This window comes from Polyangiaceae bacterium (assembly GCA_015075635.1).
Lineage (GTDB): Bacteria > Myxococcota_A > Polyangia > Polyangiales > Polyangiaceae > JADJKB01.
This window is the reverse complement of sequence record JABTUA010000002.1, coordinates 2779091-2795278: the sequence shown is the minus strand read 5'-3', so window position 1 is coordinate 2795278 and position 16188 is coordinate 2779091. Positions and strand designations below refer to the sequence as shown.

Annotated in this window: 16 protein-coding genes; 5 read left to right on the top strand and 11 right to left on the bottom strand. The window is 70.6% G+C overall.

What is annotated here, in order from left to right:
- Positions 1-3: 3 nt before the first annotated feature.
- The 3 genes from HS104_28625 to HS104_28615 form a co-directional block, all read right to left on the bottom strand.
- Positions 4-3066: a TAT-variant-translocated molybdopterin oxidoreductase gene (locus HS104_28625; protein ID MBE7483918.1), complete on the bottom strand. Its 3063-nt coding sequence runs from the start codon at positions 3064-3066 to the stop codon at positions 4-6.
- Entirely contained in the window at positions 3054-3698 is a 645-nt protein-coding gene (locus HS104_28620) for a cytochrome c3 family protein (GenBank protein MBE7483917.1), read from the bottom strand. The genes HS104_28625 and HS104_28620 overlap by 13 nt, the downstream gene beginning before the upstream one ends.
- Positions 3699-3979: 281 nt before the next feature.
- On the bottom strand, positions 3980-4612 hold the full coding sequence (locus tag HS104_28615) for a Crp/Fnr family transcriptional regulator (protein MBE7483916.1): 633 nt from the start codon (positions 4610-4612) through the stop codon (positions 3980-3982).
- 84 nt (positions 4613-4696) lie between these two features.
- On the opposite strand from HS104_28615, the gene HS104_28610 reads away from it, so the two are divergent.
- Positions 4697-4888 carry a hypothetical protein gene (locus HS104_28610; protein MBE7483915.1) on the top strand — a complete coding sequence of 64 codons (192 nt, stop codon included), beginning with the start codon at positions 4697-4699 and terminating at the stop codon, positions 4886-4888.
- Between the two features lie 30 nt (positions 4889-4918).
- On the top strand, positions 4919-6319 hold the full coding sequence (locus tag HS104_28605) for a cobalamin B12-binding domain-containing protein (GenBank protein MBE7483914.1): 1401 nt from the start codon (positions 4919-4921) through the stop codon (positions 6317-6319).
- Positions 6320-6328: 9 nt separating this feature from the next.
- Here the strand turns inward: HS104_28605 and HS104_28600 are convergent, their stop codons facing one another.
- Both HS104_28600 and HS104_28595 read right to left on the bottom strand, forming a co-directional pair.
- Positions 6329-7144, bottom strand: coding sequence for an ATP-binding cassette domain-containing protein (locus tag HS104_28600; protein MBE7483913.1), 816 nt, complete (start codon positions 7142-7144; stop codon positions 6329-6331).
- Between the two features lie 321 nt (positions 7145-7465).
- Positions 7466-8833, bottom strand: coding sequence for a sigma-70 family RNA polymerase sigma factor (locus HS104_28595; GenBank protein MBE7483912.1), 1368 nt, complete (start codon positions 8831-8833; stop codon positions 7466-7468).
- Positions 8834-9702: 869 nt separating this feature from the next.
- Between HS104_28595 and HS104_28590 the strand changes: the two genes are divergently transcribed.
- From HS104_28590 to HS104_28580, 3 genes are read left to right on the top strand one after another with little or no spacing between them, the layout of a single operon-like run.
- Positions 9703-10830 (top strand): ABC transporter ATP-binding protein, encoded by a 1128-nt coding sequence (locus HS104_28590; GenBank protein MBE7483911.1) that lies wholly within the window; start codon positions 9703-9705, stop codon positions 10828-10830.
- A gap of 39 nt (positions 10831-10869) precedes the next feature.
- Positions 10870-11955: a pyridoxal-phosphate dependent enzyme gene (locus HS104_28585; GenBank protein MBE7483910.1), complete on the top strand. Its 1086-nt coding sequence runs from the start codon at positions 10870-10872 to the stop codon at positions 11953-11955.
- Positions 11956-11983: 28 nt separating this feature from the next.
- Complete coding sequence (locus HS104_28580; protein MBE7483909.1) at positions 11984-12685, top strand: hypothetical protein; 702 nt, start codon at positions 11984-11986, stop codon at positions 12683-12685.
- A gap of 1 nt (position 12686) precedes the next feature.
- On the opposite strand, the gene HS104_28575 is transcribed toward HS104_28580, so the two are convergent.
- Genes HS104_28575 through rpmI form a run of 6 tightly spaced genes read right to left on the bottom strand, consistent with a single transcriptional unit; the run spans position 12687 to position 16033 of the window.
- On the bottom strand, positions 12687-13478 hold the full coding sequence (locus HS104_28575; protein ID MBE7483908.1) for an aldo/keto reductase: 792 nt from the start codon (positions 13476-13478) through the stop codon (positions 12687-12689).
- A 44-nt stretch (positions 13479-13522) separates the two neighbouring features.
- Positions 13523-14086: a hypothetical protein gene (locus HS104_28570; GenBank protein MBE7483907.1), complete on the bottom strand. Its 564-nt coding sequence runs from the start codon at positions 14084-14086 to the stop codon at positions 13523-13525.
- The gene (locus tag HS104_28565; GenBank protein ID MBE7483906.1) at positions 14079-14336 is read right to left on the bottom strand and encodes a hypothetical protein; all 258 of its coding nucleotides are present in this window, start codon (positions 14334-14336) and stop codon (positions 14079-14081) included. Before HS104_28565 ends, HS104_28570 begins: the two co-directional genes overlap by 8 nt.
- A 31-nt stretch (positions 14337-14367) precedes the next feature.
- Positions 14368-15423: a phenylalanine--tRNA ligase subunit alpha gene (gene pheS / locus HS104_28560; GenBank protein MBE7483905.1), complete on the bottom strand. Its 1056-nt coding sequence runs from the start codon at positions 15421-15423 to the stop codon at positions 14368-14370.
- A gap of 28 nt (positions 15424-15451) precedes the next feature.
- Positions 15452-15808 (bottom strand): 50S ribosomal protein L20, encoded by a 357-nt coding sequence (rplT, locus tag HS104_28555; protein MBE7483904.1) that lies wholly within the window; start codon positions 15806-15808, stop codon positions 15452-15454.
- A gap of 27 nt (positions 15809-15835) precedes the next feature.
- The gene (gene rpmI, locus HS104_28550) at positions 15836-16033 is read right to left on the bottom strand and encodes a 50S ribosomal protein L35 (GenBank protein MBE7483903.1); all 198 of its coding nucleotides are present in this window, start codon (positions 16031-16033) and stop codon (positions 15836-15838) included.
- Positions 16034-16188 lie beyond the last annotated feature (155 nt).

Below are 16188 nucleotides of genomic sequence, written 5' to 3'. Positions count from 1 at the left end.
GGCTCAGCCGAGCTCCGGGTTGGGGTTCTTGATGCGCGCCAGGTAGGCGACGCGCGGGCGGTTGTTCAGCTCCGCGAGCAGGTGGTACGCGCGGCCGAGCTCCGAGAGCTTGGCCACGTTGCTCTGCTTGTCGTTCAGGTTGCCGAAGGCGATGGCGCCGGTCGGGCAGGTCTGCTGGCAGGCCGTCTGGATCTCGTTGTCCCGGATGGCGCGCTTGGCGTTCTTGGCCTTGATCTTGGTGTTCTGGATGCGCTGCACGCAGAACGTGCACTTCTCCATCACGCCGCGGGCGCGAACGGTGACCTCCGGGTTGAAGACCATGGCCTTCACCCGGTGGCGGTCGTTCTCCATGCCGTGCCACGGCGTCGGGCCGACCTTGTCCAGGTGGTAGTTGAAGTAGTTGAAGCGCCGCACCTTGTACGGGCAGTTGTTGGCGCAGTAGCGCGTGCCGATGCAGCGGTTGTAGACCATGTCGTTCAGGCCTTCGGCGCTGTGCATGGTCGCGCCGACCGGGCAGACCTGCTCGCAGGGCGCGTTCTCGCACTGCTGGCAAGGCAGCGGCTGCCAGACTACGCCGGCCTCCTCCGCCTTGCCGCTGTAGTAGCGATCGACGCGCAGCCAGAGCAGCTCGCGGCCCTTTTTCACGTTCTCCTCGCCCACCACGGCGATGTTGTTCTCGGCCTGGCAAGCGGTGACGCAGGCGCTGCAGCCGATGCACTTGCCGAGGTCGATGGCCATGCCCCACTTGTTGCCGTCGTATTTGACCGGCTCCTCCCAGAGCTGGAGCAGCGGCGGGTGGTGCACGACGTGCTTGGCGAAGTCGGGCTGCTTCTTGTACTCGGCGAGGCTGCCCTCACGCACCAGCATGGGGACGCGCTCGTCGGTGCCCTTGCGGCCCACGTCGTCGATGGCGTGCACGTCCTGAGTGGTGGCGAGCTTGTCCGGCGAGCCGATGCCCTGCACCGAGAGGCCCGAGCCGAAGAACTGGAGCTTCGCGCTCTTGAGCTTGAAGGCGTTGGCGCCCACCGGGGTCGTGGGCGCTACGTCGCCGGAGTGACCGCCGACGATGCCCGCCGAGGTGCGGCCGTAGCCGAGCGCGACCTTGACCGAACCGGTGGCTTGGCCCGGGGCGATCATGGCCGGCAGCTCGATGCTGTGGCCGCCGAGGGTGAGCCGGACCGGCGTGCCGTCGGTGACGCCGAGCGCCGCGGCCGTCGCCGGCGCGATCAGCGCGGCGTTGCCCCAGGTCAGCTTGGTGAACGACTCCGGCAGCTCCTGGAGCCAGGCGTTGTTGGCCCAGCGCCCGTCGTAGACCTTGGCGCAAGGCGCCAACACGAGCTCGAGCTGGCCGTTCTGAGCGTCGAGCCCGCCGGCCTCGCCGCCCTCGAGCTTGACCGGGGCGAGCGGCTGGAGCTTCGGGGTCACCATCTCGAGCCGTCCGGTCGCGGCCACGCCCGCTTGCACCAGGCGGTTCCACTTGCGGTCGTCCGCGTAGGCTTCCTTGTGAGTGCGGCGCACCAGATCCTTGGAGCCCCAGGCGACGTCCTCGGTGAGGAGCGCGACGACCTCGATGGCCGCCTTGCCGCCGAAGAGCGGCGCGATCAGCGGCTGAGCGATGGCGAGCGTGCCGTCCCAGGCCCGGGTGTCGCCCCAAGTCTCGAGGTAGTGCGCGAGCGGCACGTGCCAGCTCGCGACCTTCGCCGTCTCGTCCACGTAGCTGGTGACCGCGATGCTGGTCTTGGCCTTGGCGAACGCGCCCGCGAAGTCCAGGTCCGCCGGCGCGCTGTAGACCGGGTTCTCGCCCAGCACGAGCAGCGTGTCCACCTGGCCGGCGCCGAGATCGGTGACGAGTTGCTTGAGCTGCTCGTCGCCGCTCAGCTCGTCGGCATCCTCCGAGTAGGAGAGCGTGTTGCCTACGTTGCCCAGCACCAGGTTGAGCCGGGCGGCGATGGCGTGGACCTCCGCCGGCTGGTGCGGGCCCGCCACGACCAGCGAGCTGCCCTTGTGCGCGGCCAGGTCCTTGGCGAGGGCCTCGATGAACTTCGTCACCTTGGCGTCGTTCAAGAACGCCGCGCTCGGCTTGGGCTGCGCCGGGCCGAGGTCAGCGGCCGCGCTGGCGGCGGCGCTGACCGCGGCGTCCAGCGCTGCGGCGAACGCCTTGACCAGCTCGGAGCGCAGCGCCAGGCGGTGGTCGGCGATGCTGCCGGCGTGCGAGTAGGCCGGCTCGACGACGTACAGGCGATTCATGCGCTCCGCGTCGGGATCGCGGCCCGCAGCGACGGCGCGCGCGTTCCTGAGGCCCATCGGGAAGCCGGGGCCGACGAAGTCTGCGTCCAGGCTGACGATCACCGCGGCCTTGGCGCAGTCGAGGTGGACGCGGTGCGGCTTGCCGAACGCGAGCTTGGTGCCCGCGAGCTCCTGGTCGGCGCTCGGCACTGCCGAGTACCAGACCCATCTGGCCTGCGGGTACTTCGCCAGCACGTCCTTCTTCAGCGCCGCCAGCGTCGGTGAGCTCGAGCGCCCCGAGAGGATGTACAGGCCCTTGCCGCCGGCGCCCTTGAGCTTGCCGAACTGCTCCTTGGCGGCGGTGACGAAGTCTTTCCACTCCGCCTTCTGTCCGCCCTTCAGCACCGCCTGGCTGCGATCGGGATCGTACAGCTCCAGGATGCTCGCCTGGTGCCAGGCCGTCGCCGCGCCCAGGTTGGCCGGATGCGCGGCGTTGCCCTCCACCTTGACCGGGCGGCCGTCGTAGCTCGTCGCCATCAGGCCGACGGCGAGCCCGCCGATCTCCATCGTGGTGGCGTAGTGCCGCGCCTCGCCCGGGATCAGACCCTCGGGTCGTTTGGCGAAGTCGATCATCTTGTCTTCCTTCCAGCGGCAGCCGGACAGGCCGGCCAGCGCGAAGGAAGCGCCCATCACCTGCATGAAGCGGCGGCGGGCCGGGGAGCCAGGCTCCTGGTCGAGGGGCACGCGGAACTCGCGCTCGACGGTCTCCAGGAACTCCGGATCGTTCTCGAGCTCGGCGAGGCTCCGCCAGTACGAGGGCTTGTCGTTCACCTGTGACATGCAGAACAGTCCTCGGGAGGGTTGATGTTGTTCGCCTTGCGGAACTCGGCGCCGAAGGTCGGGCTGGGCTGCTGCCAAGTCATGTTCGTCGCCTCGGACGGCGGCCGAAGGTGCGCCTCCGGCGCGCGGTGGCAGGTCAGGCACCAGCCCATGCTGAGGGTTTCCTTCTGGTAGACCTCGACCATCTGATCGACGCGGCCGTGGCAGCTCACGCAGCCGACGCCGCGGGTCACGTGCGCGCTGTGGTTGAAGTAGACGTAGTCCGGCAGGTCGTGGACCTTGACCCACTCGACCGGCTTGCCCGTCTTGGCGCTCTCGCGGATGGGCTCGAGCAGCGGGCTCGTGGCCCGGACGCGGGCATGGCAATTCATGCACGTTTCGGTCGGCGGCGACGCCGCGTGCGCGGCCCGGTCCACCGTGTTGTGGCAGTAGCGGCAGTCGATGCCGACGGCACCGGCGTGCAGCGCGTGGCTGTACGGGACCGGCTGCTTCGGCTGGTACCCGACGTCGGTGGTCTTCGGGGAGAACCCGTACCAGACCAGCGCGGTCAGGTAGACCGGCGCGACGCCGAGCGCGACGCCGGCGAGCTGCCGGGTCTTATTGGCCCATCGCGGGAACGTGAATGGCTTCATCGCTTCGACCCTGAGCTGGGTCGCCCGGTGTGCTCGACGCACGGCACCGGACGAAGGGGTGATCGGGGCGCCCCCCGGTAGCACGAGGCGGGTATGGAAGGCGACAGAAGAGACTCGGACCGGCGACCCAAATGACGGGTGTCTGTCACCGATGGAACACTTCCGCCTTCACGCCTCCGCCGGGCGCTGCGCCACGCGCGGAGGTTATGCGCAAACCTGCGCGTTTTGTAAAGCCCGAAGAGCGGGCCGCCAGGGCCTCGGCGGGGTCCGCCTCGGGCGCCTCAGTCGGCCAGCTCGCGCAGCCGCTCGAGGCTCGCGATGTGCACGGTCCGCCCGCGCGCCAGCGCGCCCGCTGCTCGCAGGTCCGCCAGCGTCCTCGACAGCGTCTCGGGACGCATCCCGAGCATGCCGGCCAAGACGCGGTGCGGAGTCTTGAGTGGCTCGCCGCTGCCGTCCGCTTCGCTGTGCTGAAGGAGGAAGCGCGCGACCCGGCGCAGCGCCGGACCCTGGAGCGCCTGGCGCTCACCGACACGTCGCGCCGACTCTTCGAGCGAGTAGGTGAGCGCCGCTCCCGCCGGCGTCTTGCGCTCGCCGACCCACGCCTCCGCTGCCGTGCGGTCGAGGGTGCAGTACGCGACGTCGGTCAGCGCCCACACCTGATACGGCATCGGCTGGTCCAACAGCAGCTCGAGGCCGAGCATCGTGTCGGGGCCGCGCACCGCGCACGACACCTCCGCACCCGACGCCGCGTTGGAGCTCAGCACGACCTGCCCGCGCCGGAGGTAGATGACCGTCTCCGGCTTCACTCCTTGCTGCAGCAGGACGCTGCCCGCGGGGCGCCGGGTGTCCCGGAATGGACAATCGCCTGCTCCCGAGCGGAGCACCAGGCCACAGGTCTGGCAGCGGAGGGGCATCGAGGTGTTCATCGACGCTGTCTGGATTATGGCACGATTGACGGGGATCAATGCGAGACGCATCGACATCGGCTCTCTGGGGACATGCGCTGGATTTGCGTGATGCTGTTTCTGCTGGCGGCGTGCGAGCACCAGGGTGCCGAGGCGAGCTCTCCCAAAGGCGGGGGAGCCAAGGCCGCACCGAAGGCCCAACCCTCGGCGGATCCCGCCGAGAAAGCTGGAGAAGAAGCCATCGTTCCGCCGCCCGACAAGCCGGGGTACGCAAAGCCCGAGTAGCTTCGGTGGGACCGTGCTAGCGGTCCCCGCGTGCGCGCTCTCCTGCTTCGCCCCGCCGCCCGTGAGCGCTTCGGCTTAGGTCCTTTTTTCCGGGTCGAGCCCCTGGGGCTCGAGTACTTGGCGGCCGCCCTGCACCGCGTGGGTCACTCGGCCGAGATCCGTGACCTCCGCCTCGGCTCCGGCCTGGGCCGGCAGCGGCCGGGCCTGGTCGGGATTTCCTGCATCCATACCCTGGACGTGCCGGAGACCCGGGCGCTCGCCCGGCGGGTGAAGGCGCGCTGGCCCGGCACCTTCGTGATGGTCGGGGGCCACGCCGCCGCCGCCGACCCCGAGGCGTTCTCGGGCCCCGAGGTGGACGCCGTGGGCCTGGGCGCCGGCGAGCGCAGCGTACCCCGCCTGGTCTCGGCGCTGGCCCGAGGCGAGAGCCTCTCGGGCCTCTCGGGCTTCCGGCTGCGCGGGCGGGATCTGGTCCGGGCCCCGACCGCGGACGACGACGGCCTCGACCCGTCGCTGCTGCCGGCCCGCGAGCTCGTCGCGGGTCATCGCAAGCACTACCGCTGCGTGCACCGTTCGCCGATTTGGGCCCTCGAGACCGGGCGCGGCTGTCCGTTCCGCTGCTCGTTCTGCGCGGTGGGCCGTGCCGACAGCTATCGCCCCCGGGACATCGACGCCGTGTGTCGCGACTTCGCCCAGGTCGGCGCTGACGTGTTCGTGATCGACGACCTGTTCTTCTACCCGCGGGACCGCAGCCGGGAGCTCGCGCTCGAGCTCCGGAAGCGCGGCGTGAAGAAGCGCTGGATCCTGGTCCAGACCCGCGCCGACACCGTGGCGCGGAGCGCCGACGTGCTCGAAGCCTGGCGTCCTCTCGCCGAGCGCTTCGATCTGTTCTTCGGCTTCGAAGCCGCGACCGACCGGGCGCTCTCGGCGCTGCAGAAGGACGCGACCATCGCCGACTCCGAGGAGGCGGTGCGCCTGTGCCGGAGCCTCGAGTTCGGCGTGACCGGCAACTTCGTCGTCGATCCCGACTGGGGCGAGAGCGACTTCGAGGATCTCTGGGCGCTGCTCGACCGCCTGCGCCTCGATCGCGTGGGCTTCACCGTGCTCACGCCGCTGCCCGGCACCGAGTACTACGCGCAGCAGAGGGCGCGCCTCGCGGAGCGAGACTTTTCCCGCTTCGACATGCACCACGTGCTCTGGGAGCCGCGCCTCGGGCGTCGCCGCTTCTACGAGCTGATGGTCTCGAGCTGGAAGAAGAACGTGCTCTCGAGCGGGAACGCCTCGCGGCGCTGGCTCAAGTGGTTCCGCGGCATCGGCGTGCGCGAGGCGCTGGCCCTGGCCGGCGTGCTCTACCGCACGCAGCGCTTGATGGACGTGGACGCCTACCTGGACGACACGTTCCCGCTGGAGCTGCCGGCGGTGCTGACGGAGTAGCTCCCCGCCTCACGTCCACGGCTCCGGCGGCTGCGACACGCGCGGGTCCAGCTCTTCTTCCGGCGGATGCCCGATCACGAAGTCCCGCACGGCGGGGTTGTCGCTCTCCACGAGCTCCGCGGGTGGCGCGGCTTCCTGGATGCGCCCGCCGTCCAGGTACGCCACGCGGCCGCACACGGTGAACACCGTCCGGAGATCGTGCGCGACGATGATCGAGGTCAGGCGGAGCTGAGCCCGCAGATCGACGATCAGATCCGAGATCCGGTGGGCGTTCGGCGGGTCGAGCCCCTGCGTGGGCTCGTCGAGCAGCACCACCTCCGGGTGGGTGATGATGGTGCGCGCGATGCCGACGCGTTTCTGCATGCCCCCGGACAGGTCGGCGGGCATGGTGTCGCCCTCGCTCGGCGAGAGCCCGACCGCCTCGAGCGCCCAGTCGGCGCGCTGGCGCAGCTCCTTCTCGGTGATGCTGGCGAAGAACTGCTCCCGCAGGCTGTACTCCAGGTTCTCGCGGACGGTCATCGAGTCGAAGAGGCCGCCCGCCTGGAACGAGAAGCCCACGCGCTGGCGCATGCGCATCTGCTCGTCGGGGCTCATGTCGGGGACGCTCCGGCCCTCGAAGAGGAGCACTCCCGCGTCGATGGGCCGGAGCCCGATCATGCACTTGAGGAGCAAGCTCTTGCCGGAGCCCGACGGGCCGATGAGCCCGAGGGTCTCGCCGCGGTCGAGCATGAGGTCGACGCCGCGCAGCACCGGGCCTTCTTCGAAGCCCTTCCAGACGCCGCGGAGCTCGTAGACGTGATCGGTCACACCGTCACGTGGCAGCAAGCTGGGTGCCAGCGCGGGAATCGCATGGGATCGAGGTAGCCGAGCGCAGTCCTGGCGTTCGACGCGGACCGGGCGCACGGGCTGCGCGGGCGCTCACCAGGAGACGTTGGCGTGTCTCCGCAGCACGTAGCCCTGTCCCGGCGTGAGGAGGCGCGCACGGCGGGCGGATCTTGGCACTCGGTGCCCGCGCCGACCCGGGCGCCCTCCGACGAGCGAGGCCGCGCTGCGCGGCCGAGCCGGACGTAAGGGGGGGAACGGCCGCGCGCAGGCCGCGTCAGCGGCCGAGCACGGACGAGGCGGGGGGGGCCCCCGCCCGAGACCTCACCAGTTGTCCCGCATCTGCTTGCGGATCTTGCCGATGGCCTGCTCTTGCAGCTGACGGATGCGCTCGCGCGACAGGTTGTACTTGTCGCCGATCTCCTTCAGCGTGAGCTCGTCCTCGTTGTCGAGGCCGAAGCGCCAGCGGATGATGCGGCTCTCGATCGGGGTCAGGGTTCCGAGCAGGCGCCGCACCTCCGCCGCCCACTTCTGGTTGGCCAGGTTGTCGTAGGGCGACAGGTTGTTCTCCTCGACCAGGAAGTCGATGAAGCGGCGGCCGTCCTCGTCACCCACGGGCCGATCCAGCGAGAACGGCGTGTCGGCGTAGAGGTCGCGGACCTTGTCCAGCTTGTCCTTGGGGATGCCGGTTTCCTTCTCCAGCTCTTCCACCGTGGGCTCGCGGCCGGTGCGCGCGATGATGGTCTGCGTCGCCCGCGACACGCGGTTGTAGGTGTCGAGCATGTGCACGGGGATGCGGACCGCGCGGCCCTTGTCGGCCAGCGCGCGGCTGATGGCGTGACGGATCCACCACGACGCGTAGGTGCTGAAGCGGTAGCCGCGCGTGTGGTCGAAGCGCTCCACGGCCTTCATCAGGCCGATGTTGCCCTCCTGGATCAGATCGATGAGGGGCAGGCGGCCGCGGTTGTAGCGACGCGCGATGCTGACCACCAGGCGCAGGTTCGCCTTCACGAAGCGGTTCTTCGCCGTGCGCTGCTTCTGGTCGCTGGCCTTCACGCGGTCCATGAAGCGCTTGTAGGCCTGCGACTCCGGCAGCACCGGGCGGTCGGCGTCGTCCGTGGGCAGCTCGACCACCTCGCGCACCACGCGGTTGGCGTTCGCCATCCAGATGCGATCGGAGTCCGGCAGTCGGATGTCGCGTGCGAGCTCCTCGCTGAGCTCCGTCCAGCGCTTCTGCTGAGGCGCCAGGAACTTGGAGCGCTGCTTCTTGTGGAGCTTGAGCAGCTTGCGCAGCTCTTCGCGCTGCGGGGCCTGCGGGCGGTCCTCTTCCGGCGCCGTCAGGATGTCCGCGTCGATCTGGTTCAAGACCAGCTCGGCGCACGGCGGGTAGGCGAGCAGTGCCGCCCAGTGCTCGATCTCGGCGCGCTCGACGCCTTGTGCGGTCGAGAGCTCCTCGTCGGGACCCATCACCTGATGGGTCGCCATCTCACGGAAGTAGCGCGAGAGCATCGAGTCCGTGGAGCTGTCCTCCACCGCGGGCGCCTGCTCGGGCGCCTCGGCGGAGACTCGGAGCTCGCTCTCCGGTGCGTCCTCCGCAGCGAGCGACGAGCGCGAGCGCACGTCCGTCTGCTCGTCGAACTCGTCGACTTCCGGGGGCTCGGCGACTTGGGCGGTTGCGCGGTTCTGGGCCATGGCGGTCCTGGGGGTGGCGGGACGTCGTGAAGGCCCGACGTCGGTCAACCCCCGGCCGGGAAGCGGGATTCCCGGACGCGGGGAGGCGGTGGGTTCGAGACGGCTCGCGGGCTTGGAGGTTCGGGGGCGGGGAGACTGAGCGATTCGCTTGACTTTTCGTGCAATGTCCATGCCCGGGGTGAGCCGGTCGGGAGCAGCGCTGGTCTTGGGCTTCGGGGTGTCGTTCATTTTGCTCGGGGGGAGGCCCTCTCGGGTTCGGATGCAAACGCAGGGCCGCGGGTTTCAGGGCGCCTCGGTGGGGTGTAGGAGCGCGCTTGTCTCTGGTAACTACGGACGAGATGCCGCAGGCGATCCGCGCAAAGTCTGATCCGCAGCAACTTCGCGGATTCGTTACCGCCGTTTGGCGCGATCTGCCCGCGCGCCCCTCCAGCCTGCTGGCGCTCGGTTCGAGCCTCGCCCTGACGGGTGCAGGGCACGGTGCCCTGGCATTTGCGGCTGGAATGTTGACCCGGTCACTGGCTCAGCCGCGCACAGCCAATGTCGAGGGGTTCGGACTGCTGGAGGCTTGCTATTTCGGGCTCGGGGCGGCCTGTGTCAAGGCCGCGGGCTCTACACTGCTCGGATACTTTCAGGCAAATACTGCGGGCAACGTCGCGATGGCGCGGCGTCAGCGCTTCGTCATGCGCTGGTCAGCGCGGGGTCTTCCGGACTCGGCACCCCGAGTGCTCGCGACCGTGGCGGTGCGGGTGGCAGAGCTCGAATCCGCTGTCGTACATGGTGTGCTGGCCGCTCTCCGGTCGCTGGCACAGCTCGCACCCATCGTCGTGGGTCTGATCTCCGTGTCACCCCGGCTCGCAGCAGTTGGCACCTTGCTGCTCCTCCCGTTCGGCTTGGTCCTTGCCGCGCTGCGCCGAAGATTCCGCCGTCAGAGCGAGCTGGCGCAGGGCCGCGCGGTCGCCCTCCACGAGGCCGTGGACGAGCTGGTCAGCCACCTCGATCTGTGGCGCACGTTCGGCGCCACGACGCGCGTGGCGCACGCGCTCGAGTCCACGGGCAAGGTCGCAGTATCGCTGGCTGCGCGAGTCGAGGGTGCTCGAGCGGCGCTCTCCGGCGCCAACGAGGTGCTCGGGGCGCTCGCGTTGCTCGCATGCGTTGCGCTCGCGGAGCGCGCTGGCGCAACATTCGGCGACGGGTCGCTGGTCGCGTTCGCCGCCGTGTGCTTCATGGCCTACCGTCCGCTGCGCGACCTGGGGGACGCACGCGCCTGGCTGGAGCGCGGCGCCGTAGCCCACGACGCGCTCGAGCGCGTGATGACCGAGGAGCCCGCGGCGCGACCGGCGGCGGGCCCCGCCCGCGACTGGACGAAGCGGCGCGGCGTGCTCGAGCTCCGGGAGCTCGGCGCGCGCGCGCGGGGACCGCGGAGCTCGGTGAGCGTGATGCCCGGGCGGTCTCTGGCGTTGCTCGGCGCGAACGGCTCGGGGAAGACCACGCTGCTACGAACCTTGCTGGGCCTCGAGCCCGCAACCGGCGCGCTCGAGTACGACGGTGTGGAGCTCACCCACGCCGGCGTCGGACCGGAAGCGCGACCCTTCGCTTGGGTGCCGCAGGACGCCCCGCTGGTGACGGGGACCTTGCTCGAGAACGTCGCCCTCGCGTGCGGGGAGGTGTCGCGTGCGCGGGTCGCGCTGGCGGAGCTCGGCGCCGATCGCCTGCTGGCTCGGGCGGGCGAGCGCGTCGGGCCCGGCGGCACGCCGCTGTCGGGAGGCGAGCGCCGCCTGGTCGCGCTCGCCCGAGCGCTCGCCACCGATCTGCCCGTGCTTCTGCTCGACGAGCCGACGGAGGGTCTCGACGAGAAGAGTCGCGCCCGAGTGCTCGCGGCCATCGCCGGGCTCCGCGGCGCGCGCACCGTCATCTGGGTCACGCACGACGCGGACGTGGCGGCGCTCGCCGACCGAGTGCTCTCGCTCGACCCTGCGCCGGCGCTCGCGGCGGAGTGACGGGAATGTGCCGGTAGCTGGCCGGCGTTGCCGTGGGTCATGGACCGGCGGAGCGCGCTCCTGTCGCTGCTCGGGCTCTCGCTCTGGCCGGCCCCCGTCGCTGCGGCGCAACGCAAGCTCGTCCAGCGCTATCCCGGCACGCGCGCGTTGCCTTGGCTCGATCTGGGCGGCTTCCCGACGCCGCTCACCGAAGCCCCGGAGCTCGCGCGGGCCATGGGTGTCGGTCGTCTGTTCGTGAAACGCGACGATCGCGCCGGCGCGCGCTACGGCGGGAGCAAGCTCCGCAAGCTCGAGCTGCTCCTGGGCGACGCCGAGGCGCGGGGCTTCCGCGCAGTGGCCACGCAAGGAGGCGTGAGCTCGAACCAGACGCTGGCCACCGCGTTCTTCGCCAAGCAGCGCGGGCTCGCGGCGCACCTGTTCCTTTTGCCGGAGCGGCCGAGCGTGCAAGCGCGCGAGCACCTGATGGCGCAGGCCGCGCTCGGTGCCGAGCAGCGCCTCGTGGGCACGGAGGCCCAAGCGACCCGGGCGATGGCACGGCTGCCGGAGCGCCCGTACCCGATCCCGACCGGTGGCAGCTCGGCCGTTGGCAACGCGGGCTTCGTCGCAGCGGGCCTGGAGCTCGCGGCCGAGCTCTCCCCGGACGTCGTCTACCTGCCGCTCGGCACGGGTGGGAGCGCGGTGGGTCTCGCGCTCGGTCTCGACGCCGCGGGGGCGGCCGCGGACGTGGTGGCGGTGCGCACCGCGAGCCCGCGCTACGGGACGCCCGCGCTCTTGCGCAAGGCCGCGCTGGAGACCAGCGCGCTGTTGCACGAGCTCGACCCGACGTTCCCCCTCTACGATCGAGGGCCGCGGCTCAGCGTGCGAGAGGGCTGGGTGGGCAAGGGCTACGCGGAGCCGACGGGCTCCGGTCGTCGCGCGCGGGAGCTGGCGAGGAAGCACGCGGGCCTCGAGCTCGACCTGACCTATTGCGCCAAGGCGCTGGCCGCGCTCCAGGCCGACGCGCCGAAGCTCCGCGACAAGACCGTGGTGTTCTGGCTGAGCTACGACGGGCGGAAGGTCGAGACCGGCAGCCTCACGTCGGCCGACCTGCCTCGGGCGCTCCGCGGCTACGCTCGCGGCGCGTGAGTGGTATCCTCTTGCCGCGGAGGTGCGGATGAAGCGCTGGGTTCTGCTGCTCGTCATGGTGTGCGGCTCGGGCGTCGGGTGCGGTGGAGACGACGACGGCTCCGGATCGGCGGGCGCTTCGACTGGCGGCGCGGGCGGCAGCGGCGGTGCGACGGGTGGCGCCGCGGGCAGCGGCGGCTCCGCGGGAGGCAGCGGAGGTGCGACGGGTGGAACGGCGGGCGCCGGCGGCGCGACGGGTGGAGCCGCGGGCAGCGGCGGCGCGACGGGTGGCGCGGGCGGCGCGACGGGTGGCGCGGGCGGCGTGACGGGTGGCGCGGGCGGAGCGAGCGGCGGCAGCGGCGGCCAGAGCGGGTGCAACACGGTCGTGCTCCTCGGCAGCGCCGTTCCCGAAGTCGCAGGCACCGGGTCACCGCCCAGCGCCCAGGGCGGCAACATCGTGGACGGGACCTACGTGCTCACCAAGTGGGAGGTGTACGGCGCCGCGCCCGGGTCGATGATGCGACAGGTCACCTCGAAGGTGGCCGGCGGCAAGGTCGAGGTCGCGCTGAAGCAACCCACGGAGCAGCACGTCAACTACGACCTCACCATTCAGGGCACGACGCTCTCCGCCAAGGAGACCTGTCCTGGCTCGAATCAGGTCTCGTTCGCATTCACCGCCACAGCCACCGGGCTGATGGAGATCTTCGCCAGCGGCGCCAAAACCGAGGTCGCGACCTACGCCAAGCAGTGAGTCAGGCGAAGGCCACCTGCTCGAGCGCCTCGACGTCGGCGGCGTCGAGCTCGAGCGCGAGGCTCCCGAGATCCTGGCGCATGTGCTCCGGATCGGAGGTGCCGGTGAGCGGCAGCATGCCGAGCTGGTGCGCGAAGCGGAACACGACCTCGGGGATCCCGACGCCGAGGCGCGCGGCGATGCTCCGGACCCGAGGAGCCCGGAGCTCGCGCTCGTTGGCGGTGAGCAGCGAGAATCCCTGGTACACGATGCCCTCGCGGCGGCACAGCGCGCGCACGTCGCGATCCCAGCCGGTACGCGCGTAGCAGCGGTTCTGCACGAAGGCGATGGGCACTGACGCGAGCTCGACGAAGGCCGCGAGCTGCTCGAGGGACACGTTGCTCACGCCGAGCAGGCGCGTCTTGTCGGCCTTCGCCAGCGCCTCCATGGTCGTCCAGACCTCTCGGTCCGCCGGCGTCAGGCCGCGCCCGCTGGCGGGACCATGGAGCACGAAGGAGTCCACGTAGCTGGTGCCGAGGTGCTCGAGCGAGATCGCGAAGGACTGCTCGACCTGCGTCGCGAAGCTGGCCCGCGGATCGTAGGGCAGGCGATGGTCCTGCCCGCGGGCGTAGGTGAACTTGGTCTGCAGGAAGAGCTTTTCCCGCGGCACCCCGGCAGCGGCTACGGCCTCGCCGACCCCGGCTTCGAAGTAGTGCTTGCGCTGGTTGGCGGTGTCGATGGCGCGGAAGCCGGCATCGAGGGCGAGGCGCACGAGCCGCGCGGTGTCGTCTTCCTTCCAGGCTGTTCCGTACATGATGGCCGGGACCGCGCGCCCGCGGACCTGGAGGCTCGGCACGGTCAAGACAGCCCCGCTCTGGCCAGCAGGGAGGCGTAGGTCGCGCGACGTGGATCGTCCGCCGTGAACAAAGCCGCCACCCAGCCGTCCAGATAGCCGCGGTCCAACGCCTCCGGGTGCACCGAGAAGAGGCGCTCGAGATCGGCCAGGTCCTTGGTGCGACCGAACAGCAACTTGAAGAGGACTGCGTCCTCCTTGGTGACGATCCACAGCTGGCGCGACCCAAACGGCACGCTCACGCGTCGTTCCAGCGCGCTCCTGGCCAGCGGCAGCACCGGCAGGAACACGTCCACGCGAACGCCGCGCGCGCGACAACCGAAGTCGCCCCGCATGGCTGCTTCCGCGGCCTTCGCTTCGTCGAGCTCGCACCCGCCGCGGCGGAGCGCGGCGAAGAGCTCCGGGAGCTGCATCGCCTCCGCCGCGACGCCGACGTCCACGTCCACCGTGGCGCGGGGAACGCCCCAATAGGCCAGCGCGATGGCACCCCCGACGGCGTAGGCGAACCCGGCGCCCTCGAGCGCGGCCGCGACGTCGGCGGCGGCGAGGATCACGACCGGCTCAGCCATGCGCGGGGCTCGCGTGTCGCGCGCGCTCGAGCACGCCCGGCGCGTCCGGCGGCAACGGATCGCGGTACGACAGGATCGCCTCTCGATCGGGGTGCTGCTCCAGGACCTGGAAGACGAAGGCACACGCCGCCTCGAGCAGCTGGTACCGCTCCGCGAACGATGCGTTCTCCACCTCGCGCGCCTCCTCGAGGGCGTCGGCGAAGCCATCCCGCGGCGGCGGGACAGCATGTGAAGCGCACGCGGGCGTCATCCGCCGAGCGTACCACGGCCGGCAGCGCCGCTCAGAACTGCGCCAGGAACCGGGGGTCGTTCTCGAACAGCAGGCGGATGTCCGGGATGCCGTAGCGCAGCATCGCGACGCGCTCGACGCCGAGGCCGAAGGCGAACCCCGTGTACTTCTCGGGATCGATGCCGCAGTGCTCGAAGACCGCCGGGTGCACCATGCCGCAACCCAGGATCTCGAGCCAGCCGGTGGCCTTGCACACGCGGCAGCTCGGGCGGGAGCCGTCGTCGGCGCGGCAGAACACGCAGCCCACGTCCACCTCGGCGCCGGGCTCGACGAAGGGGAAGTAGCTCGGCCGGAAGCGCACCGGAGTGCCGGGACCGTAGAGCCGCTCCGCGAACGCGGTGAGCACACCTTTGAGCTCGGCGAAGCTGACTTTCTCGGCCACCAAGAAGCCCTCGATTTGGTGGAACATCGGCGAGTGGGTCACGTCGTCGTCGCGCCGGTAGACGGCGCCGCCGCTCACGATGGCCATGGGCGGGGTGTGCGTGCTCATCTCGCGGACCTGCACCGTGCTGGTGTGAGTGCGGAGCAGAACCCGCGCGTCCGGGCGGCCGCCCTCGACGTTGACCCAGAAGCTGTCCTGCATGTCGGTGGCCGGGTGGTCCGGCGGGAAGGCGAGCTTCTCGAAGTTGTTGGCCTCGAGATCCACCTCGGGGCCCCACGACACCTCGAAGCCCAGGGAGCGGAAGATGTCGAGGATCTCGTCCTTCACCCGGGTGATCGGGTGCAGGTGCCCGCGCGGTGCCGGCACGCGGCCTGGCAGCGTCAAATCGAAGGGTCGCGCCGCGAGGTCGGCGTCGCGCGCGGCCCGCAAGAGGGCGCGGAGGCGCTCGTCGAAGGCCTTCTCGACGCCGTCTTTGACGGCGTTGACCTGCTCGCCGATGCTCTTCTTCTGCTCAGCGGGCACCTTGCCCATGAGCTTCAAGAGCTTCGTCAGCTCGCCGTTCTTGCCGAGCACCTCGGCCTTGGCGTTGCGCAGCTCCTGCTCCGTCGCGGCGCGGGCGAAGGCCTCCCGAAAACGCTCTCCGAGCGCCCGGAGCCCCGCTTCGATCTCCGCCGCCGCGTCGGACACGGGCGCGCTACTTGGCGGCCGCGACGGCGAGCTCGGTGAGCTGCTTGAAGGCGGCCGGATCGTTGATCGCCATGTCCGCGAGGACCTTGCGATCGAGCTCGATGTCGCTCGCCTTGAGAGTGCCCATGAGCTTCGAGTACGTGGTGCCGTTCAGGCGGCACGCGGCGTTGATGCGCGTGATCCACAGGCTGCGGAAGTCGCGCTTCTTGAGCTTGCGGCCCTCGTAGGCGTACAGCCAGCTGTGCCAGAGAACGTGCAGCGCTTGGCGGAAGCGGTTCTTCCGGCCGCCGTGGAAGCCCTCGACCTGCTCGAACACGCGCTTGTGGCGGCGATGAGCGGTGACACCTCGTTTGACGCGGGACATCTTCTCTCTCCTCTGGGCGCCCTGGGCTCAGCCGTAGGGCAGCAGAATCTTCACGCGCCGCTCCATGGCCGGCGACACCATGTCGTTGTCGCGCAGGCGACGACGACGCTTGCGGCTCTTGCCGATGAAGCCGTGCTGGGCGCCGCACTTGGGGCGGCGAACGCGGCCCTTGCCAGTCACCTTGAAGCGCTTGGCAGCGGCGCGGTTGGTCTTCATTTTCGGCATGGGAATCGACTCCTATGGCGGAGGCGGCAGCGCCTCACTCGTTCTCGGGCCGGACCGGGGCGCAATTGGGCCTCCAGGACCGCCGGGAGCGCGGACTTATGACGGAAGGCGCGCCGCCAGTCAAGCGCGCGCGAAGGACTGCTCGGGTGGGCAGG